This window comes from Geoalkalibacter subterraneus, from assembly GCF_000827125.1.
In the GTDB taxonomy this organism is placed as follows: Bacteria; Desulfobacterota; Desulfuromonadia; order Desulfuromonadales; family Geoalkalibacteraceae; genus Geoalkalibacter_A; species Geoalkalibacter_A subterraneus.
This window is the reverse complement of sequence record NZ_CP010311.1, coordinates 2,009,564-2,030,669: the sequence shown is the minus strand read 5'-3', so window position 1 is coordinate 2,030,669 and position 21,106 is coordinate 2,009,564. Positions and strand designations below refer to the sequence as shown.

General features: G+C 56.2%; 21 protein-coding genes, 1 tRNA gene and 1 pseudogene. 9 read left to right on the top strand and 14 right to left on the bottom strand.

The window, feature by feature from the left end; all coding sequences use genetic code 11:
* The first annotated feature begins 33 nt into the window (after window positions 1–33).
* From GSUB_RS09350 to GSUB_RS09340, 3 genes are all read left to right on the top strand, one after another.
* Complete coding sequence (locus GSUB_RS09350) at window positions 34–762, top strand: ATP-binding protein (RefSeq protein ID WP_040200431.1); 729 nt, start codon at window positions 34–36, stop codon at window positions 760–762.
* Window positions 763–827: 65 nt separating this feature from the next.
* Entirely contained in the window at window positions 828–1,241 is a 414-nt protein-coding gene (locus GSUB_RS09345; RefSeq protein ID WP_235269772.1) for an acyl-CoA thioesterase, read from the top strand.
* Between the two features lie 102 nt (window positions 1,242–1,343).
* Window positions 1,344–1,418, top strand: a tRNA-Val gene (locus GSUB_RS09340).
* Window positions 1,419–1,477: 59 nt separating this feature from the next.
* On the opposite strand, the pseudogene GSUB_RS20220 reads toward GSUB_RS09340, so the two are convergent.
* A pseudogene (locus GSUB_RS20220) lies at window positions 1,478–1,750 on the bottom strand (NifB/NifX family molybdenum-iron cluster-binding protein); the annotation flags it as partial.
* 117 nt (window positions 1,751–1,867) lie between these two features.
* Between GSUB_RS20220 and GSUB_RS09335 the strand changes: the two are divergent.
* Complete coding sequence (locus GSUB_RS09335; protein ID WP_040200429.1) at window positions 1,868–2,104, top strand: hypothetical protein; 237 nt, start codon at window positions 1,868–1,870, stop codon at window positions 2,102–2,104.
* A 153-nt stretch (window positions 2,105–2,257) separates the two neighbouring features.
* Here the strand turns inward: GSUB_RS09335 and GSUB_RS18060 are convergent, their stop codons facing one another.
* A complete protein-coding gene (locus tag GSUB_RS18060) occupies window positions 2,258–3,433 on the bottom strand; it encodes a DUF4382 domain-containing protein (protein WP_052464836.1) in 1,176 nt (391 codons plus the stop codon).
* 147 nt (window positions 3,434–3,580) lie between these two features.
* On the opposite strand from GSUB_RS18060, the gene GSUB_RS09325 reads away from it, so the two are divergent.
* From GSUB_RS09325 to GSUB_RS09310, 4 genes are all read left to right on the top strand, one after another.
* Complete coding sequence (locus GSUB_RS09325; protein WP_040202349.1) at window positions 3,581–4,528, top strand: IS1595-like element ISGes2 family transposase; 948 nt, start codon at window positions 3,581–3,583, stop codon at window positions 4,526–4,528.
* 207 nt (window positions 4,529–4,735) lie between these two features.
* Complete coding sequence (locus GSUB_RS09320) at window positions 4,736–5,473, top strand: uracil-DNA glycosylase family protein (RefSeq protein ID WP_040200428.1); 738 nt, start codon at window positions 4,736–4,738, stop codon at window positions 5,471–5,473.
* Between the two features lie 2 nt (window positions 5,474–5,475).
* Window positions 5,476–6,402, top strand: a complete 927-nt coding sequence (locus tag GSUB_RS09315; RefSeq protein ID WP_040200427.1) for a DUF1848 domain-containing protein — start codon at window positions 5,476–5,478, stop codon at window positions 6,400–6,402.
* Window positions 6,403–6,439: 37 nt separating this feature from the next.
* On the top strand, window positions 6,440–7,213 hold the full coding sequence (locus GSUB_RS09310; RefSeq protein ID WP_492211712.1) for an ADP-ribosylglycohydrolase family protein: 774 nt from the start codon (window positions 6,440–6,442) through the stop codon (window positions 7,211–7,213).
* A 205-nt stretch (window positions 7,214–7,418) separates the two neighbouring features.
* Here GSUB_RS09310 and polX read toward each other — a convergent pair whose 3' ends face one another.
* Window positions 7,419–9,149 carry a DNA polymerase/3'-5' exonuclease PolX gene (gene polX, locus GSUB_RS09305; RefSeq protein ID WP_040200425.1) on the bottom strand — a complete coding sequence of 577 codons (1,731 nt, stop codon included), beginning with the start codon at window positions 9,147–9,149 and terminating at the stop codon, window positions 7,419–7,421.
* A 211-nt stretch (window positions 9,150–9,360) separates the two neighbouring features.
* On the opposite strand from polX, the gene GSUB_RS09300 reads away from it, so the two are divergent.
* A complete protein-coding gene (locus GSUB_RS09300) occupies window positions 9,361–9,978 on the top strand; it encodes a nicotinamidase (protein ID WP_052464834.1) in 618 nt (205 codons plus the stop codon).
* A gap of 158 nt (window positions 9,979–10,136) precedes the next feature.
* Here the strand turns inward: GSUB_RS09300 and GSUB_RS09295 are convergent, their stop codons facing one another.
* From GSUB_RS09295 to atpD, 11 genes are read right to left on the bottom strand one after another with little or no spacing between them, the layout of a single operon-like run.
* A complete protein-coding gene (locus tag GSUB_RS09295; RefSeq protein WP_040200424.1) occupies window positions 10,137–12,545 on the bottom strand; it encodes a glycoside hydrolase family 65 protein in 2,409 nt (802 codons plus the stop codon).
* The gene (otsB, locus tag GSUB_RS09290; RefSeq protein WP_040202347.1) at window positions 12,545–14,137 is read right to left on the bottom strand and encodes a trehalose-phosphatase; all 1,593 of its coding nucleotides are present in this window, start codon (window positions 14,135–14,137) and stop codon (window positions 12,545–12,547) included. The genes GSUB_RS09295 and otsB overlap by 1 nt, the downstream gene beginning before the upstream one ends.
* A gap of 56 nt (window positions 14,138–14,193) precedes the next feature.
* Window positions 14,194–15,084 (bottom strand): F0F1 ATP synthase subunit gamma, encoded by an 891-nt coding sequence (locus GSUB_RS09285; RefSeq protein WP_040200423.1) that lies wholly within the window; start codon window positions 15,082–15,084, stop codon window positions 14,194–14,196.
* Between the two features lie 27 nt (window positions 15,085–15,111).
* Window positions 15,112–16,665 (bottom strand): alternate F1F0 ATPase, F1 subunit alpha, encoded by a 1,554-nt coding sequence (locus GSUB_RS09280; protein ID WP_040200422.1) that lies wholly within the window; start codon window positions 16,663–16,665, stop codon window positions 15,112–15,114.
* A 4-nt stretch (window positions 16,666–16,669) separates the two neighbouring features.
* Entirely contained in the window at window positions 16,670–17,521 is an 852-nt protein-coding gene (locus GSUB_RS09275; RefSeq protein WP_040200421.1) for a F0F1 ATP synthase subunit delta, read from the bottom strand.
* A gap of 1 nt (window position 17,522) precedes the next feature.
* Complete coding sequence (locus GSUB_RS09270; RefSeq protein WP_040200419.1) at window positions 17,523–17,804, bottom strand: F0F1 ATP synthase subunit C; 282 nt, start codon at window positions 17,802–17,804, stop codon at window positions 17,523–17,525.
* The gene (locus GSUB_RS09265; RefSeq protein WP_040200418.1) at window positions 17,797–18,519 is read right to left on the bottom strand and encodes a F0F1 ATP synthase subunit A; all 723 of its coding nucleotides are present in this window, start codon (window positions 18,517–18,519) and stop codon (window positions 17,797–17,799) included. The genes GSUB_RS09270 and GSUB_RS09265 overlap by 8 nt, the downstream gene beginning before the upstream one ends.
* Window positions 18,520–18,545: 26 nt before the next feature.
* Window positions 18,546–18,860, bottom strand: coding sequence for an ATP synthase subunit I (locus GSUB_RS09260; protein WP_040200417.1), 315 nt, complete (start codon window positions 18,858–18,860; stop codon window positions 18,546–18,548).
* Complete coding sequence (locus GSUB_RS09255; RefSeq protein WP_040200416.1) at window positions 18,857–19,216, bottom strand: AtpZ/AtpI family protein; 360 nt, start codon at window positions 19,214–19,216, stop codon at window positions 18,857–18,859. The genes GSUB_RS09260 and GSUB_RS09255 overlap by 4 nt, the downstream gene beginning before the upstream one ends.
* A gap of 29 nt (window positions 19,217–19,245) precedes the next feature.
* Window positions 19,246–19,626: a F0F1 ATP synthase subunit epsilon gene (locus GSUB_RS09250; protein ID WP_040200415.1), complete on the bottom strand. Its 381-nt coding sequence runs from the start codon at window positions 19,624–19,626 to the stop codon at window positions 19,246–19,248.
* Window positions 19,623–21,104, bottom strand: a complete 1,482-nt coding sequence (atpD, locus tag GSUB_RS09245; protein ID WP_040200414.1) for a F0F1 ATP synthase subunit beta — start codon at window positions 21,102–21,104, stop codon at window positions 19,623–19,625. Before atpD ends, GSUB_RS09250 begins: the two co-directional genes overlap by 4 nt.
* Window positions 21,105–21,106 lie beyond the last annotated feature (2 nt).

Here is a 21,106-nt window from a genome sequence, read left to right as displayed (position 1 = left end):
AGAGTGAAGAGATACACCGCAAAGGAGACAAATATGATTCGCGAAATCGTCAAAATCGATGAAGATAAATGTGATGGCTGCGGACTGTGCGTTCCGGCTTGTGCCGAAGGGGCCATTCAGATCATTGACGGAAAGGCCAGGCTGATCGCAGACAACCTCTGTGACGGTCTGGGCGCCTGCCTGGGCGACTGCCCCCGGGATGCCATCACTATTGAGAAGCGGGACACCGAGGCCTTTGATGAAGAGGCCGTAGACCGTCACCTGGACGAAAATCCTTTAGCGGAGAAAGCCTCCCCGGCGGGGCAGGGCGGAGGGTGCCCTTCGGCTCGCGCCATGTCTTTCGGTGCGCCGGAAGACAAAGGCGCAAACAAGGAGGAAGAACCCGCGCAGCGCCCTTCACAGCTGCGCCAGTGGCCGGTTCAGCTGCACCTGCTGCCGCCCACCGCACCCTTTTTCCAGCAGGAAGATCTGGTTCTCGCAGCGGACTGTGCGGCGTTTGCCTACGGTGATTTTCATCAGGATCTGCTGCGCGGCAAGGCACTCGCTATCGGCTGCCCCAAGCTTGATGACGGCAAAGCCTATCTCGATAAATTGATCGCCATTCTCAAACATAACGATATTCGGAGATTGAGCGTTGTACATATGGAAGTGCCCTGCTGCTCTGGTCTTATCATGCTCGCCCGGGAGGCTATTGTGCAAAGTGGTCTGGATGTCGAGTTGAAAACCATCCGCGTCAGTGTCGACGGTCGGCTTGAATCCTGATTGACCCATTCTTTCTGCGGAGTTATCCTCGACATTTATTGACATGAATTTCACGAGGATTGCTGATGACGGATATGGATCAGGAAAAAACCACCAGCCGGATGACATTGACGGTGCGCTACGCCGAAACGGACGGACAGGGGGTGGTTCACCACTCCCGCTACCTGGTGTGGTTCGAGGAAGGGCGTTCCGATTTTCTGCGCCAGAGGGGGCTGCATTATTCCGATTTTGAAAAGGCCGGATTTTTTGTCGTCGTGGCCAAGGCAGAAGTAACCTACAAGAACCCTGCCCGCTATGAAGATGTCATCACCATTGAAACGACGCTGGCACGCATGCGGGGCAAGTTCCTTGAATTCTCCTACCGTGCCCTGGGTCCTGACGGGTGCCTGGTTGCAACTGCTCGTACCGCCCATATCGTCATCGGCCCGGCAGGAAAACCCTGCGCGCTGCCCTCTGAATGGGTCGATCGCATCCTGTAGGTATGCCTTTGGGACAGGGGCCCGGCTGGATAAAAAGCGTTGACAAAGCGCGCGCCAACCTGCTATAAACCCGAGTCACTTCAACACAAGAACAACCACATAGGGCGCTTAGCTCAGCGGGAGAGCACTGCCTTCACACGGCAGGGGTCACTGGTTCAAATCCAGTAGCGCCCACCAATAAATTAAAGGGGGTAGGTCGAAATTCAAGTTTTGACCTGCCCCTTTTTCAGTTGATTTCAAAGTTCAGAGTTTATTTCGACGCGACAGAGATTTTCGCCAATTTTTGCGAACGCGGTCTCCAGTTCCGGATCGTCGCATAAGAGAACTTCGATTCCGGCGTTGCCCAGAACGAACCCCTGGCCCTTGCCCAGAAGATCTTTCTGTACCACCACCGAATCGACCCCCTGCTCAATCAGCCACTTTGCCGCTTTAATCCCTTTGCCTTTTTCTTCGTTGCGGTATGGATTGGCGAGAACCGCATCTTCGATGATTTTTCCCGGTTCATTCGTAAAAAAGTTGAAACGCTATAATAGGCTGCTTTCTGCCTGATAAAGAAGTGCATCGGGTTTAACCACTCTGGTAAGGTTTTGTTTGCCGATAAAAACCAATCCGGAAGGAGAAACCCGATGCAGAAAAAGACTATCACGAAACTGCTCGACTTGCCCAATTTTGAGGTGGCCGAAGTGCTTGATTATCATGATGACAGCCTTCATCTTTACATCGACTTGGTCGACCCTGTCGGGCCGGTTTGTTCTGCCTGCGGAGACGTGCACCACTCACCCGTCCACAGTGTCGGCTGGATCCGTGTGGAAGACCTCTTCCGGACGTGCTGGCGGAAACGGCGCGTGTGGAAAGTCGGTTGACGGAATACCTTGCCCAAGTGTCGAGTGCCTCCGTGCCCTCCGAGACATCAGAATCATAAAAAGCCCCTCGATCCGGAAGATGAATGACCGGGTCGAGGGGCTTTGGTTCAAGTTGATGTCAACTTGGTTTTCGTATGATTTTGGCTTAGATGTTTAGAAGTTGAAATCCTGCTGAACCATCTGCTCCGCTTCCAGGGTCACATCTGCGACCACAGTTTCCTTTCCTTCCGTCGAAGCGACTATCCGATAATCGCCCACCGGCAGTTGTTCCTCAAAATCGCCGCCGTTCCCGATGTTGATTGATTTTACGATAACCATAGCCGGCTCTGCGGCCTCTGCACACATCATTTCCTGGCGGAAATCGATGGTGACCGAAGCATCCTCGGCGCCGTCGGTTACTTCTACATTGCCGCTGACAGTGCCGGTCTCTTGTGCTTCGGCGAGGACGAAATCCGTATCGCTGGCAATTTCACCTGATTCAAGGCTGACAACCGTGCATTCCGCCTGATAGCCTTCTTTAACGGCAACGATATTGTAATTGCCGGGCGACAGGAGAAGGGCATAATTGTAATCTTTCCCATTCTCATTGTCATTGGACAGGGTTCCCGCTTCAATGGTGACCTTGTCTTTTTCGTCGATTTCGGCAGCGTTGGTGTGGGTCTGTGCAGAAACATAGGCTTTCTGCAATAGCGCCGGTTTCTCAAGATCTGCATCCATGACCGTCCCGGTCACTTTGGCCATTTCCACGGTATCGAGAACCTTGATCGTCGGCTTCAGATTGTAATTCCCACTTTTGCCGGCCTTGACCACCGAGCGTCTGGCATCAAAGTCGAGTATAATTTTCGTTGTTTCACCCTCATGGATATCAAAACCCTTAACCAGCTTCAGGCCGGTATTCTGCCCGCTGGGGACTTTCAACTCATGGTCAACATCATCCGGGCCAATAATGTAGTTGGCGTGAGGATGAGCCTCTTCAAGAATATTCGTGGTTGAGTCTGGGGTATCACCAATGATCAGGCGCATCTGGGTGTAATGCCCACTTTCCAGGGTCTCTTCTCCCAGTGTTTCCTCAACGCCGTTGATCAGTTCCAGGAGATTATAGGTCTGTCGCGGTTCTGCGACAGTCTGCCAACCGGAGTCGCTGTTTTCACCGTTTTTGTTCCCTTGGTCGTCGTCATCACTGCGGTGGACTTCAACCCGGTCAATTGTGACATAGACGGCCTGGTATTCTTCTGTCGTTGCGTCGGTCAGAGATGTCTTCAGGGTTCCTGCTCCGGATGGCGTTGCGCTGCTGCTGCTACTGCTGCCGCCACCGCCGCACCCGGCCAATATAAAGCCGCATAGGGGGAGCAGGAAGAGAAGTGGCCATTTGCGTAAAATCTTTTCCTGATTAGCGTCAATCTTCAGCCATGACCTATTCTGTCACGGCTGAAGGCGAAACTTGCCATGGATTCCTTTATTCACCAGGAGGTTACCATGGCAATAAACCGTATTCAGTTTCAGCCGGGCTTGAGTTTGAACGAGTTTCTTAACAAATACGGCACTGAGCCTCAATGCGAGGCAGCTTTGGAAAAAGCGCGCTGGCCAAGAGGTTTTATCTGCCCCGGATGCCATAGTACGCGCCATTGTGTGGTTTGGCATGGGCGAGCCAAGACCTTTCAGTGTAGCTGTTGTCGTCGACAAATAACTCTGCGAGCTGGAACAATTTTTCACGGCAGCAAGCTGCCCCTGACGACATGGTTTCAAGCGATCTACTTTCTGACTCAGGGCAAAAACAACACCTCGGCCTTGGAACTCATGCGATTGCTCGGGGTTTGCTACCGAACTGCCTGGCGGCTCAAGCACAAAATCATGCAGACAATGCACGAGCGCGAGGAAACCACCGTCTTAGCCCAACGCGTCGAAATTGACGATGCTTACCTCGGTGGAGAGCGTAGTGGAGGCAAGGTTGGGCGCGGCTCTGAGAACAAGATCCCCTTTATCGCGGCTGTTGAGACCAATGCCGATGGTCACCCTTTGCGGGTGCTCTTCTCTCCGATCCAGGGTTTCAGCGGAAATGAAATCGAGGCCTGGGCCAAGCGGTCCCTTGCTCCCACGGCGTCCATCATTTCGGACGGATTGGCATGTTTCAGATCCGTCGAGAGCGCAGGCTGTTTGCACCTGCCTGAGATTGTTGGGCCGAATCGCAAGAGCACGGATATGGGCTGCTTTCACTGGGTCAACACCATCCTGGGCAATCTGAAAACGGCCATTGATGGGACATATCACGGATTCAAATTCGAGAAATACGCCCATCGTTATCTGGCAGAAGTGCAATATCGGTTTAACCGGCGCTTTGATCTTCAAAGTATCTTGCCGCGTCTTCTTCATGCGGCCGCCAACACCGGCAAACGACCAGAAACCTGCCTGCGGATGGCTGGCTGAAGATTAGCGCTAATCAGGTTCAGATTTGAATTACATTGAGCATTCGAAGTGGGACCGGTTATGATTAACCGGTTTCAGTACCTTGACCTGTGCAATTCGCATGCCTCAACGTCCCGCGCTATCATTTCCCGTTTTCTTGCAATCCCCCTCCTGCTTGCAATCCTGAGTTAATCCTGCCAGAATTTCACCGGAATGAAAGGAGACGCCATGGATTTGATCGAAACTACCCGCCAACTTGCGCGGGATCTCAAATCACTGGAATTCAGTCCGCCGGTGACCCATGTCTATAATCCTCTTGAATATGCAAGGCAAAGCCATGAAACTTTTCTGAAACGTTTTGGGGAAGGGCGCAAGGAGGTTGTTTTCCTGGGTATGAATCCGGGACCCTGGGGCATGGCGCAGACCGGGGTGCCCTTTGGTGAAGTCGGCATTGTTCGCGACTGGCTTCAAATCAACGAACCGGTCGGCCGACCCGAGCAGGAACACCCCGCAAAACCGGTGACCGGGATGGACTGTACGCGCAGCGAAGTCAGCGGCCGTCGGCTGTGGGGGCTTTTTCGCGACAAGGCAGGGACTCCCGAGACTTTTTTTTCGCGGTTCTTCGTGCTCAACTACTGTCCACTGCTTTTTCTTGAAGAAACGGGGCGCAACCGAACCCCTGCGCAGCTTCCCGTGGCCGAACACAGGCAGATCATGTCGATCTGCGATGAGGCGCTGCGTCGCTTTGTTGAGACACTGGGGGCGAAAATTGTGATCGGGATTGGTCAATACGCTGAAGACCGGGCGCAGGAAGCCCTGGTCGGGAAGGATCTGCGGATCGGGCGCATTCTGCACCCCAGCCCGGCCAGCCCGGCTGCCAATCGCGACTGGGCCGGCACCGCGCTGCGCCAGCTTGATGAGCTCGGCATCCGGTTGGATGCAAAACCTGAGAAGAGGGCTGGATAAGCATGCGGGTCGTCTCCGTCAGCCGCCGCACTGATATCCCGGCTTTTTACAGCCAGTGGCTGATCAACCGGATCCGCGCCGGTTATGCCTGTAGTCGCAACCCCTTCAATCCACGTCAGATCTCGACCGTGATCCTGCAGCCCGACAAGGTCGCCTGCCTGGTTTTCTGGAGTAAAGATCCTCGGCCGCTGCTGCCGCACCTGGATGAACTGATTCAGCGACGGTTCCGCATGCTGTTTCACACCACGATCACCGCTCTCCCCGAATTTCTTGAACCCCATGTTCCGGCATCGGATGTGGTTTGCAGTGCAGTACGGCAGCTTGCGAAGCGCCTGGGGCCGGAAAAGCTCATCTGGCGTTTTGATCCCATCGTTCTGGGGCGTGATTTCAGCGTTGAACAGACGCTTGGCCGGTTCGAACGGCTCGCCGCTGAATTGGCAGGCGCAGTGCAGTCGGTGCGGATCAGTTTTCTGCAGCGCTATGCGCAGGTGACGGCGCGTCTACGGAATATTTCCGGGATCGATGACCTCGACGCACTGGCTTGCCATGGCAAGATCCCAAACGTGGTCTCCGATACGGCGGCAGGCTTGTCTGAAATCGCCGAGAAGCATGGTTTGAAAGTCTTCTCCTGCGCCGAGCGATTCGACCTCGCGCCCTGGGGAATCGCACCGGGGCGTTGCCTCGATCCTCAGTTGTTTGAAAAACTGTTCAATTTGCGACTCGACCCGCGCAAGGATCCGGGCCAACGCCCGGCCTGCTGCTGCATGCGTAGCGTCGACCTCGGGATGTACGGCACCTGTCGCCATGGCTGTCTTTATTGCTATGCTGCGACGGACAGGGTTTTGGGTGCTGCGGTTCACGACCCCGAAAGCCCGCTGCTCTTCGGAAGCTTCCGCGGGAAAAAGGGGCAGGGGGAGCTGTTCGCTTGAGTGATCAGGTTAAATCGAGAACCCTGAACAGGTGAGGATGACTATGCTTGGAGCACTGGCCGGGGACATCATCGGATCTCGTTTCGAATTCAACAACCACAAGAGCAAACAATTCGAACTGCTTGTCCCGCAATGCACCTTTACCGACGACAGCGTGCTGACCGTGGCGGTGGCCGACAGTCTCATGAGCGGCGAGGATTATGCCGCTGTCCTGCGGAGATACTATCGCCGCTATCCCGACGCCGGTTACGGCGGGCGCTTTCATCAATGGGCGCGCTCACCACAGATGGGGCCCTACAACAGCTTCGGAAACGGCTCCGCCATGCGCGTCAGTCCGGTGGGCTGGTTTTTCGATGACCTGGGACGTGTTCTGGACGAGGCCCGGAAAAGCGCGGCACCGACTCACAATCACCCCGAAGGGATCAAGGGAGCGCAGGCAACCGCCGCCAGTATTTTCATGGCCCGCCGCGGTTGCGGCAAAAAGGAAATCAAGGATTATATTCAACAGACCTTCAATTATGACCTGCAGCGCAACCTGGACGACATCCGCCCCGGCTACTCCTTCGATGTGACCTGTCAGGGTTCGGTGCCCGAAGCGATCATCGCTTTTCTCGAATCCAACGATTTCGAGGACGCCATTCGCAACGCCGTCTCACTGGGCGGCGACAGCGATACCATCGCTTGTATCACCGGTGGAATTGCAGAGGCTTTTTATGGAGGCGTGCCGGAAGAAATCGCCGAAAACGTCTTGAATATCCTCGACCCGCCCCTTGCGGAGATAACGCGGCGTTTCATGGGTTTAAGCCACTAAGACTCTAAGACACCAAGAAAGGCTCTTAACGCAAAGGCGCAGAGGGGCAGAGGCGGAGAGAAGAAGACTGAAAAAACCTGAAAGATTGGTTTTGGTTAAAAACAAAAATTATAGTTTTTCCTCTGCGCCTCTCCGTCTCATCACCATTGCGTCTCTCCGTTAAAGATTTTGCTTTCCTTCGAGTCTTAGAGTCTTAGCGGCATCCTCACCGTTTGAAAAATTTCAGCAGCTCAGCCACCCGCCGCGTGTTGATGACATCGTCTTTGCTTAACCAGCCGCGTCGGGCCTGATAGATCCCGTATTTCATGTTGTTGAGGCCGTCGGTGGAGTGGGCGTCGGTGTTGATGGCGATTTTAATCCCCATCTCCTTGGCCATGCGGCAGTGGTGGTCGTTGAGGTCCAGTCGGTCGGGGTGGGCGTTGAGTTCGAGGATGACGCCGCGCTCTTTCGCCCCTTTCATGATCTTTTCCATATTGAGCGGATAGGCCTCACGTTCATTGATGAGCCGGCCGCTGGGATGCCCCAGGATGTTGAAATAAGGGTTGTCCATCGCCCGCAGAATGCGCTCGGTCTGTTTGTCTGCCGAGAGATTGAAATGGGAGTGAACCGAGCAGATGGTGAAATCGAGCTTGGCTAGAACTTCGTCAGGCAGGTCGAGGGAACCATCTTTGAGAATATCGACTTCGATCCCTTTGAGGATACGAAAGCCGCCGTACTCATTAGTGAGTTTCTCGATCTCTTCGATCTGCTTCTCCAGCCGCTTGCGGTTCAGGCCTTTGGCCACCGTCACCGCCTGGCTGTGCTCGGTGATGGCCAGATAGCTGTAGCCGAGGGAGCGTGCGGCTTCAACCATCTCCTGAAGTGAGGCACGACCGTCAGTCGCGTGGGTGTGAGCGTGCAGCTCGCCACGGATATCGGAGCGATCGATCAACACAGGCAGGCAGCCTTCCTGCGCCGCCTCGATCTCGCCCCGGTTTTCCCGCAGCTCCGGCGGGATAAAGGCCAGCCCCACACTGGCGAAGACCTCCTCCTCATCGGAACCTGCAACGCGTTCTTCATCGTCTTCTTTGCCCTTGAAGACACCGTATTCATTCATCTTGAGATTCTTTTTGACAGCGATCTTGCGTACCGCAACGTTGTGCGCTTTTGACCCGGTGAAATAGTAGAGAGCAGCACCGTAGCTGACTTCGGGCACTACCCGCAGATCAACTTGAAGCCCGCTGCGCAGTCGAATCGAGGATTTGGTTTTGCCCTGGGCGATCACCTCGGTCACATCTTCGTAGCCGGTGAAGCGCTCCATGACCGTGCTGTCCTTTTTGCAGGTCACGAGGATGTCGAGGTCCCCCACGGTTTCGCGCCGTCGGCGATAGCTGCCGGCGATGGTGACCTGCTTGACCCCATCGATTTTTTGGAGGTATTCGCACAGGGGAATGACGATTTGTTCGGCGTCCGCCAGTTTTGTGCGTTTAGCGGAATCCTGAACTCGTTTCAGTTCTTTGAGGATTTTCTGTTCGGTTTTCTTACCGAATCCTTCCAGTTCTCGAATTTTTTCATCTTCTGCAGCTTTTTTAAGATCCTCAAGGCTCTCGATGCCCAGTTCATGATAAAGCGTCGCCACCCGTTTCGGGCCGAGCTGTTGGATTTCAAGCAACTTGGACAGCTCCCCGGGAACCTTCTGTTCCAGTTCGTCCAGCATTTCCAATGTTCCGGTTTCGGCAATCTCTGCAATTTTCTCGGCCAGATCCTTCCCGATATCAGGAAGCTCAGCGAGATCCTCCCCGTCTTCGAGCATCTTGACGATGCTCCGCGACTGATCCTCCACCGTCCGTGCCGCATTGCGATAGGCGCGGACGCGAAAGGCATTGGCTCCGCTGATTTCGAGCAGGTCGGCGATGTGGTTGAAAATGCGTGAAATGTCGGTATTCTGAATGGGCATCTGCGAGATAAGCTCCTTTCAAGTCTACTGGAAATTTACTGTATTTGGATGGGAATGCAAATGCGGGACGAGGGACGAGAAAGGCGTGAGGTGTGAAGGCTTGGGGCTTGGGGCTTGGGGCTTGGGGCTTGGGGCGTGAGGCGTGAGGCGAGAGGAGTGAGGAGTGAGGAGTGAGGAGTGAGGAGTGAGGAGTGAGGAGTGAGGAGGTGGTATGGATATTGGGTCTGTGAAGTTTGAACCTGGTGATCTTTTGCTGGTGGTGGATGTTCAGAATGATTTCTGTCCTGGTGGGGCTTTGCCCATTGAAGGGGGCGATGAGGTCGTGCCGGTGCTCAATGATTGGATCCGTACGGCGCGAGATGCCGGAATCGGGCTTTATTTTTCACGGGACTGGCACCCGAAAAATCATATCAGCTTTGAGGAAAACGGCGGGCCCTGGCCGCCGCATTGTGTACAGGACACCGAGGGCGCACGTTTTCATCCGGATCTCGTGGTGCCTGACGAGGCCGTGGTTGTCACCAAGGGGACGCGCTTTGATCAGGATCAGAATTCCGCATTCGACAAGACCGGCCTGGCTGAGTGGCTGCATAAACAGAATATAAAGCGCATCTTCGTCGGTGGATTGGCGCAGGACGTCTGTGTCCGGGCCACCGTGCTCGATGGCCGACGGGAAGGCTTTGAAATGCACCTGCTTCAGGCGGCAACGCGGCCGGTAACGGCTGAAGGCGGGCAGGAGTCGCTGGAAAAAATGAGGCAGGCTGGGGCCGTTGTTATTCAGTCGCGCCGAGGCCATTCAGCGTTCGAACGAGTGACTTCCTCGACTTCATGATAGTTCCAGACGCGTTTTTCTCCAGTGGGAGTTTCAACTTCGATCCCTTCCCCCGAGCAGGAGAGGGCGCGGCCGTCTTCTTTTGTTTTCGGGTTATGGACAAAAACGTCGCGTCCCTGCTCGGTTTGCACACAAACGTCTGCCTTGGTCCTTGACGCTCATTTCAGATCAAATTCAACTTTTTCTCCACCGCAGAGTCGCCGTTCATCCTCGCAGTAAGCAACCTTGATCGGCTCGACACGGCACTCATGACATTGCAGAGTCATTTTCTTCGGAGTGATCGACAAATCGAGGGATTGGCCCCGGTAGCGCAATCTCAGGCACAGGCTTTTGATCTCCTTCGGCAGACAGGGGTTGAGCCGCAGCACTTCTCCGCGTGTCTCGATGCCGGTATAGGCCCGCTGGATCAGGTCCACGGTGCCGGCCATGGCGCCAAGGTGAATGCCTTCTGGGGTGGTGCCCCCCTGGATGTCGTCGATGTCGGAACGCAGGGCCATGGTGTAGAGATCCCAGCTTTCGGCGCGATCCGAACGGGTGAGAACCCAGGAGTGAACGACTTGGCTGAGGGTCGAGCCATGAGAGGTGCGCTGCAGGTAATAGTCAATATTTTTGGGAATAGTCTCATATTCAAAGGGGTAGCCGAGTCGTTCGAAGATCTCGCCCAACTCGTCGGCGGAGAAGAGATAGAAAAGCATGAGGACATCGCCCTGCTTGGAGCATTTATAGCGATTGGGCGTGTCGTTCTCCGCTTCGAGAATTCGATCAAGACGCATGACCCTGCCGTATTTCTCCTGATAGCTCTGCCAGTCGAATTCCTCGAGCTGGTCGTATCCTTCAAACTGGCTGATAATGCCGTCGTCGTGAAAAACCAGACGCATTCTGCGGCTGATATGATCCCATTTTCTGATTTCTTCATCCTGCAGATCGAGACCTTCGGTCAATTCCCGGTGCCGATCGCGGGGCAGGGTGTCGAGCACTTTAAGGGCGCAGATAAAGACCCACACCGCCATAACGTTAGTGTAGGCGTTGTTGTCGAGTCCCGGTTTGTCACTGTCGGGGTACGCGTCATGGTATTCGTCGGGCCCCATGACGCCGAGGATTTCATAGCGTTGATGCTCTTCACTCCAGGTGGCGAGGCTGGCCCAGAAGCGGGCGATCTCCAGGATCATCTCCGCGCCGTAGAAGCAGAGAAATTCCAGGTCTCCGGTGGCCTGGTAATACTGCCAGGCATTCCAGGCGATGGCTGAGTTGACATGACGCTGCAGGCGAGAATTATCGGGGATCCAGTTGTCCGATTTCGGGTTGAGATGAACCTTCTGGCTCTCTTCGCGACCATCGCTGCCGCTTTGCCAGGGATACATGGCGCCGGCGTATCCCGCTGCCTGCGCGGCAGCGCGTGCTTCGTTGAGCCGCCGGTAGCGGTAGTTGAGCAGGGTCCGCGTAATCTCCGGAGTGCGCAGGTTAAGCAGGGGAAAGATAAACAGTTCGTCCCAGAAAATATGGCCCCGATAGGCTTCGCCGTGCCATCCACGGGACGGAACACCGACATCGAGCTTGATGGTCTGCATGCTGACGGTCTGCAGCAGATGGAAGATATGCAGCCGCAGGATCATCTTGTTGCGGGCGCCTTTTTCGCTGTCATCCTCTTCGAGATCCATGCCGTAACGACGCCAGAGGTGCTGCCAGCGCATGGTATGTTCCTCAAGCAGTTCATTGAATCCCGGTGCGCGCGAAATGGCCTTGCAGGCATCGAGTCCGCATTCGGATATCGCTTCATCGCGCGAGGTGAACAGGCTCACCGTTTTCTCAATGCGGATCTGCTGACCCTGTTTTACGTCGAGCCGGATCAGCTGGCTGATATAGTCGTCGGTTCGTTCCAGGTGGCGCGCCTGTTTCTGCGCTTCGCCGCCGACTTCGTAACGGGTTCGTGCGGCTAGGGCGATCTCGATCCTCGACTGGCGGGTGCGTGATTTGAGATAGATCGTTTCCTGGTTGATCTGCTCCGTTCCGACCGGCTCCAGATGCCGGCTGGCCAGGTCGCGATAGCGGGGGACGTTGTTGTTGATGACGCGACCGTCCAGTGCGCTGCGGATTTCCAGGGTTCCGGACCAGTTTTCCGGCCGCAGGGTCGTTTCCATGGCCGCCAGGTGGCGATGCCCCATGTGGACGAAGCGGCGTTGATCGAGAAAGGTGAGGCGCCCCTCAGAATCTTTGAAGCGGATTTTGCGGCGCAGGACACCGATCCTGAGGTGAAGCTGTTGACGGAAATCGAGTATTTCAACCCGGTCCAGGTCCAGCCACTCGCCGCCGTCCGGACGAAAGGACAGCGGCAGCCAGTTGGGCAGGTTGACCAGGTCTTCGTTTTCAATGGTCCGGCCGGCAATGTCGGTGTTGAGTCGGTTGTAGCCTCCCGCCAGATAGGTGCCGGGGTAATGCACGCCGTCGTCTTGAGACTCCGGCGCGGCCCCCCGGGTGCAGAAATACCCGTTGCCCAGGGTGCAGAGGGCTTCTCGCAGCTTCTCCTGTTCCGGATCGAAATCTTCGTAGATCAGGGACCAGCTGTTCATTATTCTTCATCCTCTTCTTCGCGTTCTTCGAGAAAATCATGGAGCTTGCGCAGAAAGATGCGCACTTCAGCGGTATCTTCCAGGGCGTAGCGGGCATGGGTGGGGCGCGCTTCCTCGTCCCGTACCAGGATGCCGATCCCCTGTTGCTCGATCTCGCGCAGCGCGTCTTCATCAGTGAGGTCGTCGCCGATGTAGATCGGCACCACATCGCGGCGGTTCAGATTGAGCTTTTCGAGCAGCCAGCGCAGCGCACGACCTTTATCCCAGTCGATGTCGGGGCGCAGCTCGTGGATCATCTTGCCGCCGGTTTTGCGCAGGTCTTTGCTCTGCGCCAGCACCTCGTCCACCGCCTGTTCAACCTGGGCATGCTGTGATTCAGGCACACGCCGGAAATGGACGGCGATGGCGAATTTTTTGCGTTCCACCTGTGCGCCTTCAAGGGAATCGAGGCGCTCATGCAGAGCTTTTTCCGCCTGATCCAGGGCCGGCAGAAAGGCTTCGCCCTGGCGGTTTTCCATGGTTCGGCCCTCAGGGTCGGCAATGTCGAACCCGTGACTTCCGGCATAATGAATCCGCTTGACGCCGGCGAGCTGCTCCACGTCGCGGCGGTCGCGGCCGCTGACGATGGCGACGGTGCAATAATCGGCGAGATCCTGCACCGTCTGGCGCATCTCTTCGGTGATGACCGCATCTTCAGGGCGATCAACGATGGGAGTGAGGGTCCCGTCATAGTCGAGGAAGACCGCCGGCTGCCTGTTTTTGAGACGGCAGGTCACGTCATTAAAACGATCGAGGGCGCAGGGGAGATCGTCGGTTGTTTTTTCGGAGCTCTGGTTGTTTTTTTCTACTTTCACTTCCGCCAGATCCTCGACAACCACATCGGCATAGCGGGCCAGCTCCTCTCGCTGATTGGAGCGGTCGACGCCGATGACCAGCCCGAAACCGCCAGCCCGTCCAGCCTGCACCCCCGATTGGGAGTCTTCAACCACCACTGAACGTGCAGGCGCGGCGCCGAGCTTTTCGGCTGCGGCAACAAAAACATCCGGCGCCGGTTTGCCGGGCAGTCCCATTTCCTCCGCGTCGAGGCCGTCCACCCGAGCATCGAACAGGTCATGTGCGTTGGCCGCCTTGAGAACCTTGCGGGCGTTTTTACTAGCAGATATGATGGCCGTCTTGATGCCGGCCCGTTTTAGCTTCTCAATCAGCTCGACAGTGGTCTCGTACCGCTGAGCCCCCTGTTCTTCAAGGACTTCCTGGAAAAAGCTGTTTTTGCGATTGCCCAGGCCGCAAATGGTCTCTTTTTCGGGGCCGTCCCCTGATTCGCCCTCAGGTAATTCAATTCCCCGCGATTTGAGGAAATCGCGCACACCGTCATAGCGGGGCTTGCCGTCGACGTAACGGGTGTAGTCCGCTTCGACACTGAACGGCTCGTACTGCTCTCCGGTGCGCTCGGAGCGCTGCTGCAGATAGCTGTCGAACATCTTTTTCCAGGCGGCGGCATGAACATGGGCGGTTTGGGTGACAACACCGTCCATATCGAAAATGACGGCGTCAAACTGACTGGCAGAGATAATAGGACGATTACTGTTCATGGTATCCTTCCTGTTGCGATTTTCCATGATGATATCGATAGATTGGATGGAAGCATTCACCTCGAATCTTCTGAAGTTTCGCTCAAGGCCTCGAACCCGGAAATAACATCAAAGAGTTCTTCGGAGATCGTATTCTGGCGCAGGGTGTGAAAGGTCCGGGTCAGTTCTTCCTTGGTCTCTTCGATATTTTTTTCGGCTCTCTGCATTGACGCCAGGCGGGCGGCATTTTCAGCGGCCATTGATGATGCGAAGGCACGAAAAAAGGCGACAAAAAGGTATTCGCCGATCAATGCGCCGAACAGCTCCTCCCAGGGCAGGGTGTAGAGAGGGATCTGACGGTCAACCCATTGCCGGCCGCCAAGATCCTTAAGCCACTTTTGATCAGGCGGCAGCAGATTGACCCGATGCTGGGTATAGGACGATCCCCCGGCAGGATGATTATGAAACAGAATCAGTCGAAGTTCCCCATGCTTTTTGCGAATTTCAGCGAGAAGCAGAAGGATCTGCTGGACTTTGGGTGAGATGCCTTCGGCCGAGGGAGGAAGGGAGAAAAACTGGTTGACTTTACCGATCGTATCTTCCATCAGACCATGGGCTTTGGCACCGATCACCCAGGTCAGCAGGCGATCATCCTTGATTTTCATTTCATGGCGGGCGGCCTGTACGAATTCAACAATCGCTTCGTTAAAGCGGCCGGCCATACCCTGATCCGATCCGAAGACAATGATCAGGGTTTTATGCGGTTCTTTCTGATTCCCTACCAGCGGATGAGTGCGCAAAGCCGCCCTGAGTCCCATTTCCACCGACTCGAAATACCGGTCCAGGGAACGGGTCGCGTCCTCGTACTGGCGAATGCTCACGGCCGCCAAAGATTTCATGGTTCGCACGACGGTATGCAGATCGTCAGCGCTCTTGAGCTTGCGTTCCATGTCCTGAAGGGTCTGCATGTCCAATCACTCTCCCTGGCAGCGGCGTTATTCAGCCTCGCTGTGGTTCTCAGAATCTATCACAAGATCGGCGATCGCCTCGGAGGCTGTCTGTCGCAGGGTCGCGAGGTCTTCATCGGTGAGTTTTTCTCCGTTCTCGATTTTGTCTGCAATTTTTAGGATGTGCTGCAGCCCGTCGCGTATCAGGGTCTCAGCCTCCATCAGCTTGTCATCCGGAACGGAGTCGAAAATTCCCTCGTTGACGGCAAGCAGTACGATGATCTGCTCTGCGGCGGGAAGGGGGGCATACTGCGGCTGTTTCAGGACAGAGCGTATCCGCTTTCCTCTTTCCAGTGTCTTGCGGGTATCCTCGTCGAGCCGGGTTCCAAAGCGGGAGAAAGCTTCAAGCTCCTCGAATTGCGAATAGGTCAGGCGCAGATCGCCGGCGACTGCCCGATAAGCAGGAAACTGGGTTTTGCCGCCGACCCGCGAAACCGACATGCCGATATCGATGGGCGGCAGAACGCCTTTGCGGAACAACCCTGGCGACAGATAGATCTGGCCGTCGGTGATGGAAATCAGGTTGGTCGGGATGTAGGCGGAGATATTCTGGGCCTCGGTTTCAATGATGGGTAGGGCGGTCAGTGACCCGCCGCCGAGTTCGTCGCGCAGATGGGTCGAGCGTTCAAGCAGGCGCGAATGAATATAGAATATGTCGCCAGGGAAGGCTTCCCGTCCGGGCGGGCGGCGCAACAGCAGTGAGAGTTCGCGGTAGGACCGGGCGTGATGGGTGAGGTCGTCGTAGACGACCAGCACGTCCTCGCCCTGCTCCATGAAATATTCCGCCATGGTGGTCGCGGCATAAGGTGCAATGAACCGCAGGCCCGGGGCATCATCGCCCTCAACGGTCACGACAGTGGTATAGTCCATGGCACCTCGTTGCTCAAGGTCTGCGATGACTCGCGCAACGCTCGAAGCGCGCTGGCCGATGGCGCAGTAGACACAGAGCACCCCCTTGCCTTTCTGGTTGATGATCGTATCGATGGCGATGGCTGTTTTTCCTGTCTGGCGGTCTCCGAGGATCAACTCGCGCTGCCCGCGTCCAATGGGAATCAACGCATCGATTGCCTTGAGGCCTGTCATCAGTGGTACAGTCACGGGGGCCCGGTCCATGATTTCAGGGGCGGGCCGCTCCACTGCACGTCGTTCGCGAAAGCGCAGTGGACCCTTGCTGTCGCGGACCCGGCCGCTGGGATCGACCACGCGGCCGATCAGCTCTTCCCCCACCGGGACATCGAGGACACGGCCGGTGCGGTGGACCTCGTCTCCCGCGCCCAGGTGATCGTAATCGTCAAGCATGACGACGCCGATTTCGCGGACGTTGATATTGAAGGCCAGCCCAAGCGCGTTGCCGGGGAATGACAGGAGTTCTTCGCCCTGGACGCCTGCCAGGCCCCGCACGCGGGCAATGCCTTTGCCCACATAACTTATCCGACCGACGATACGAGGTTCCAGACGCGGCGAAAAATTATCGAGACTCTGCTCCAGAGTCGAGAATATGTCATCCAGCCACTGGTCTGACTGGGATGGTTTATCAGTCATAGGATCATTCATTTCCCTGTTGCTGGGGAGAATTGTTCTTGTCAGAGTTGCCTTGATTGCCGGTGGTTTTCTCTTTTCCCTCTTTTTCGTCGCTTTCTCGCTGACTTTTTTCTTCGAACAGGGTCAGTACCTGGCTCTCAAGTTCATCCAGGTAGCCTGCGATGCTCCAAGAGAATTTAACACTGCCGGCATTTGCCTCGACTCCCAGGGGTTGTTCGTGATCTACCTTGTAAGCGACCTCGGCGTCTTTTTCATAGAATTCGCGTAAAGCGGCTGTGATCTTGTCCTTCATGGAGGTATCGAGTTCGAAGGTGGACCGAACCTCGATTTCACCTTCCTCGGCGGCCTTTGAAAGTCTCTGTTTAACCTCATCGTCGAGTTTTTTCATCCGTGCCAGCAGGACTTCAGCCAGCCGGTTGTTCAGAGGTTCATCAGCCAGGTCCTGCAGAACCCGCTGAACAAAGTGCAGAATTTCCTGGGCGGAGCGTTTTTTCAGGCCGCGCGCAAAATCTTCCTTTTCTTTCTCCAGGGACTGAAGCCAGCTCTGACGCTTGCTTTGGACCTGGTCGCGTGCCTGTTCTAGGAGTTCCTGCCGCCGTAACTGGGCCTCATTTTCTGCTTCTTCCAGCTTTTGCCGACTCTGCTCCTCCATTTCTTCCTGCTTTTCACGGAACTCGTCGATCTGCTGCTGGGCCTCGGCGCGCATTTCCGAAGCTTCCTGCAGCCGGGCGGCGATCCTCTCCTCCCGCTCGTTCATGTGCTTGACAATCGGCTTGTAAAGAAACCGCTTGAGCAGAAAAACAAGGATGAGAAAGTTGACGATCTGCGCGACAACCGTAAACCAGTTGATGAGCATTTCAGCCTCCGCCGGCCTGTTCCAGGAAATGGTTCCAGAATGGATTGGCGAAGATCAGAATCATCGACACCACAAATGCATAGATCGCTGTCGATTCGACCATCGCCAGGCCGACGAACAGGGTGCGGGTGATGGTGTTGGTTTCATCGGGCTGCTGCGCCATGGCCTGGAGCGCCTGAGCAAGAGCACGCCCTTCACCGAGCGCGGGGCCGATGGCGCCGATTCCGATACACAAGCCGCTGCTGATGATGGAGGCGACTGCGACCCAACCAAGACTATCCATGGGATGATCCTCCTTTATCTTGTTGTTGCTCGCTCTTTTTTTCCTGGTCCTGGTGCGCCCGGGCGGCAGCTGCCAGGTAAACCGCAGCCAGAACCGCAAAAATGTAAGCCTGGATCACCCCCGTGATCAGACCCAGGATATTCATCAGGACGGGGAAGAACAGGGGGGCGAGAGACAGCAGAATGCCGGCAATCATGGCCCCGCTCATGATGTTGCCGAACAGGCGCACTGCCAGGGCCAGAGTGCGTGACAGCTCCCCCATGAGGTTGAATGGAAGCATGAAAGGGGTGGGCTGGATATAGAGTTTGAGGTAGCCGATCAGCCCCCGACGCCGGATGCCCCAGATCGGCACAGCGACAAAGACGCAGATCGCCAGGGCGGCCGTGGTGGACAGTGAACCCGTTGGCGCGCGATAGCCGGGAACCACCGAGAGCACGTTCGGCAGCAGGATAAAAAGAAAGAGCGTGCCGATGAAGGGGAGGAACTCATCGACCGGTTTAAGTCCCATATCACTGATTTGTTGGCGGATGTTGCTCACCACCACTTCCAGCAGGTTCTGGCCTCGTCCGAGTTTTTCACCGGAGGTCAGGCGCAGGGTCACCAACGCCGAGGCCCCGACCAGCAGAACCATATTGAGCCAGGTCACGACAATGGTGGAATTGAGCCTGGCAAAACCATGCTGCCAGTAAATGAAAGCATCCGGGGTGATTTCCATAAAATCAAGACTCGAGATTGAAGGATTTAAAAGTTGTCGGCTGCCTGAGAGCCCGCATTACGCGTCACCGTCGCCTTTCCCTTGAGTCGGGTCAGTATCTGCCGGGTCATCAGCAGACCGACCAGAGCGGCAGCCATGGCCTGCCAACCCCAGGGAACCAGGGCATAAAAAGCAGCCAGGGTGACGGTTAGGCGCAGAAAGAAACTACCGATGAGCAGCAGGTGCGGATTGCGGCTGACGGGAATTCGCGTCACTGTCAGCCACAGGCCGCCGAAATAGAAAAAGCCGATGGCGCTTCCCGCCGCAAGGGCGGCCGCCAGTTGCCACAATTCAATCTTCATTTCTTTTTTTCCTGCCTGGGTGGTTCTTTCTGATCATGGGTAAATTGATCTTCGATGCTCTGTCGCTCGCGGGAGATCCAGTACCAGGCGTTGAAACATCCGACGCCGATGCCGATAACCAGCATCATCAGGGTCCACGAATACTGACTCTTGAAGCGGGCGTCGATCCAGACCCCTACGGCGATGGCAATCAGGGCCGGGATCGTCACCGACCAGCCCACCAGCCCGAACATGCCAAGCCCGAACCATACGCCCTGATCCCCCTGGCTCCGGGCGCGCAGCTTGCGCTTCTGTGTTTCTTTGACCTTGCGCCGGAACTCCTCGTGGGGGTCGCTGTTTTTCTTCTCTTCAGTCAAAATCTCTGTCCTGATTTATGTTGGAAGGTTCAGACCTGCATGAACCGCCGCAGGAAATCAGCTTCCAGTCGCGCCACCGCAGTCTTGACCTGGCGCTCCTGTTCATCGAGTTCCGCGAAGCGCTCCTCCACCATTTCCACCAGCTCCGTCAAAGGTGCGTCGGAAACGGCGTTGCGTACTGAGACCCGCACCTCCTGACCTTGTTTGATGAGCACTCCGCGATCCACTGCCACGAACTTCTCTTCGTCGTTCTCCGCCGGGAGATAGCTGAGCAGGCCGGGCGCCAGGACAGTGACAAAATCGATATGGTTGGGGCGCAGGCCGAAGGAACCGTTCAATGCCGTGGCGGTGACGCTGACGACCTCGGTTTCAAGAAGAATGCGCGTGGGGAGAAATATTCTCAGCTTCATGCCGCCTCTCCGCCATCTGAATCCTGCGGATTCCTGTCTTCGCCTTCGCCTTCGCCTTTGTCCTTGTCCTGATCTGACGAATTCGACGCCTTACGTGCTTTTTCCCGCGCCTCATCCACTTTGCCGATCATGTACAGCGCTTTTTCCGAAAAGTCGCTGAATTCGTCATTGAGAATGCGCTCGCAGCCATCAAGGGCATCTTCAAGGGAAACGGATCTGCCCGGCGTGCCGGTAAACTGCTCGGTGGTGAAAAAAGGTTGAGTCAGAAACCGCTCAAGGCGGCGAGCGCGGAAAACGGTTTTGCGGTCATCGCGGGAGAGTTCCTCCATGCCGAGCATGGCGATGATGTCTTTGAGATCCTCATAGGATGCCAGGGTGCGACGAATCTCCTGGGCAATCCCGTAATGCCGCTCGCCCACCACTTGGGGGGTAAGCATTTTGGAGTTGGACTGGAGAGGATCCACCGCGGGATAGAGGCCTTCACTGGCGCGCTTGCGCGACAACACGATGGACGCTGAAAGGTGCGAGAACGTATGCACCGCTGCCGGGTCGGTAAGGTCGTCGGCAGGCACATAGACCGCCTGAATCGAGGTGATCGCCGCGTGAGCCGTATTGGTGATGCGCTCCTGCAGTGCAGAGAGTTCCGAAGCCATCGTCGGCTGATAACCCAGGCGCGACGGCATCAATCCGAGCAGGCCGGAGAGCTCCATCCCCGCCTGAATGAAGCGGAATATGTTGTCCACCAGCAGAAGTACATCCTGTCGGCGATCATCTCGAAAATATTCCGCCATGGTCAAAGCGGTCAGCCCGACCCGGAAGCGGCTGCCCGGCGGCTCGTTCATCTGGCCGAAGACCATGACGGTGTTGTCGAGGACACCGGCATCCTTCATCTCCCGGTAGAGTTCTTCGCCTTCGCGGCAGCGTTCCCCGATGCCGCAGAAGATTGAAACGCCCTCGTGTTCGCCGACCATATTGTGGATCAACTCGGTGATGAGTACGGTTTTGCCGACCCCTGCACCACCGAAAAGACCCGCCTTGCCGCCGCGTTCCAGGGGCGAAAGGACATCGATGGCCTTGATGCCGGTGGTGAAGATTTCCGACTCGGTGGCGCGCTCCGTCAACCCGGGTGCCTTGTGGTGGATTGAACGACGCTCCTGCGCATCGACAGAACCTTTGCGGTCGATGGTTTCACCGAAAACGTTGAACATTCGCCCAAGTGTTTCGGTGCCGACCGGGGCCTTCAGTGTCTCGCCGGTGTCCTTGATGGCGGCACCCAGGGCGAGACCCCGGGTGGGTGTCAGGGCGTTGCCGCGCACCGTCTGGCCATCCAGGTGCAGCGCGACTTCCACCAGGATCTCCCCGTTCTCACCGGCGATCAGCAGGTTGTTGATGCCCGGCACGCCCCTGGTGAAGCGAGCTTCCACAACACTCCCGACGATGGAGGTGATAGTCCCGTATGACGATTCCTGAGTTATCATAA

Bases quoted from the DNA above. Each gene is read 5' to 3' on its own strand.
- GSUB_RS09350 (WP_040200431.1), top strand. From the start codon at position 34: ATGATTCGCGAAATCGTCAAAATCGATGAAGATAAATGTGATGGCTGC.
- GSUB_RS09345 (WP_235269772.1), top strand. From the start codon at position 828: ATGACGGATATGGATCAGGAAAAAACCACCAGCCGGATGACATTGACG.
- GSUB_RS09335 (WP_040200429.1), top strand. From the start codon at position 1,868: ATGCAGAAAAAGACTATCACGAAACTGCTCGACTTGCCCAATTTTGAG.
- GSUB_RS09325 (WP_040202349.1), top strand. From the start codon at position 3,581: ATGGCAATAAACCGTATTCAGTTTCAGCCGGGCTTGAGTTTGAACGAG.
- GSUB_RS09320 (WP_040200428.1), top strand. From the start codon at position 4,736: ATGGATTTGATCGAAACTACCCGCCAACTTGCGCGGGATCTCAAATCA.
- GSUB_RS09315 (WP_040200427.1), top strand. From the start codon at position 5,476: ATGCGGGTCGTCTCCGTCAGCCGCCGCACTGATATCCCGGCTTTTTAC.
- GSUB_RS09310 (WP_492211712.1), top strand. From the start codon at position 6,440: ATGACTATGCTTGGAGCACTGGCCGGGGACATCATCGGATCTCGTTTC.
- polX (WP_040200425.1), bottom strand. From the start codon at position 9,149: ATGCCCATTCAGAATACCGACATTTCACGCATTTTCAACCACATCGCC.
- GSUB_RS09300 (WP_052464834.1), top strand. From the start codon at position 9,361: ATGGATATTGGGTCTGTGAAGTTTGAACCTGGTGATCTTTTGCTGGTG.
- GSUB_RS09295 (WP_040200424.1), bottom strand. From the start codon at position 12,545: ATGAACAGCTGGTCCCTGATCTACGAAGATTTCGATCCGGAACAGGAG.
- otsB (WP_040202347.1), bottom strand. From the start codon at position 14,137: ATGAACAGTAATCGTCCTATTATCTCTGCCAGTCAGTTTGACGCCGTC.
- GSUB_RS09285 (WP_040200423.1), bottom strand. From the start codon at position 15,084: ATGCAGACCCTTCAGGACATGGAACGCAAGCTCAAGAGCGCTGACGAT.
- GSUB_RS09280 (WP_040200422.1), bottom strand. From the start codon at position 16,665: ATGACTGATAAACCATCCCAGTCAGACCAGTGGCTGGATGACATATTC.
- GSUB_RS09275 (WP_040200421.1), bottom strand. From the start codon at position 17,521: ATGCTCATCAACTGGTTTACGGTTGTCGCGCAGATCGTCAACTTTCTC.
- GSUB_RS09270 (WP_040200419.1), bottom strand. From the start codon at position 17,804: ATGGATAGTCTTGGTTGGGTCGCAGTCGCCTCCATCATCAGCAGCGGC.
- GSUB_RS09265 (WP_040200418.1), bottom strand. From the start codon at position 18,519: ATGGAAATCACCCCGGATGCTTTCATTTACTGGCAGCATGGTTTTGCC.
- GSUB_RS09260 (WP_040200417.1), bottom strand. From the start codon at position 18,860: ATGAAGATTGAATTGTGGCAACTGGCGGCCGCCCTTGCGGCGGGAAGC.
- GSUB_RS09250 (WP_040200415.1), bottom strand. From the start codon at position 19,626: ATGAAGCTGAGAATATTTCTCCCCACGCGCATTCTTCTTGAAACCGAG.
- atpD (WP_040200414.1), bottom strand. From the start codon at position 21,104: ATGATAACTCAGGAATCGTCATACGGGACTATCACCTCCATCGTCGGG.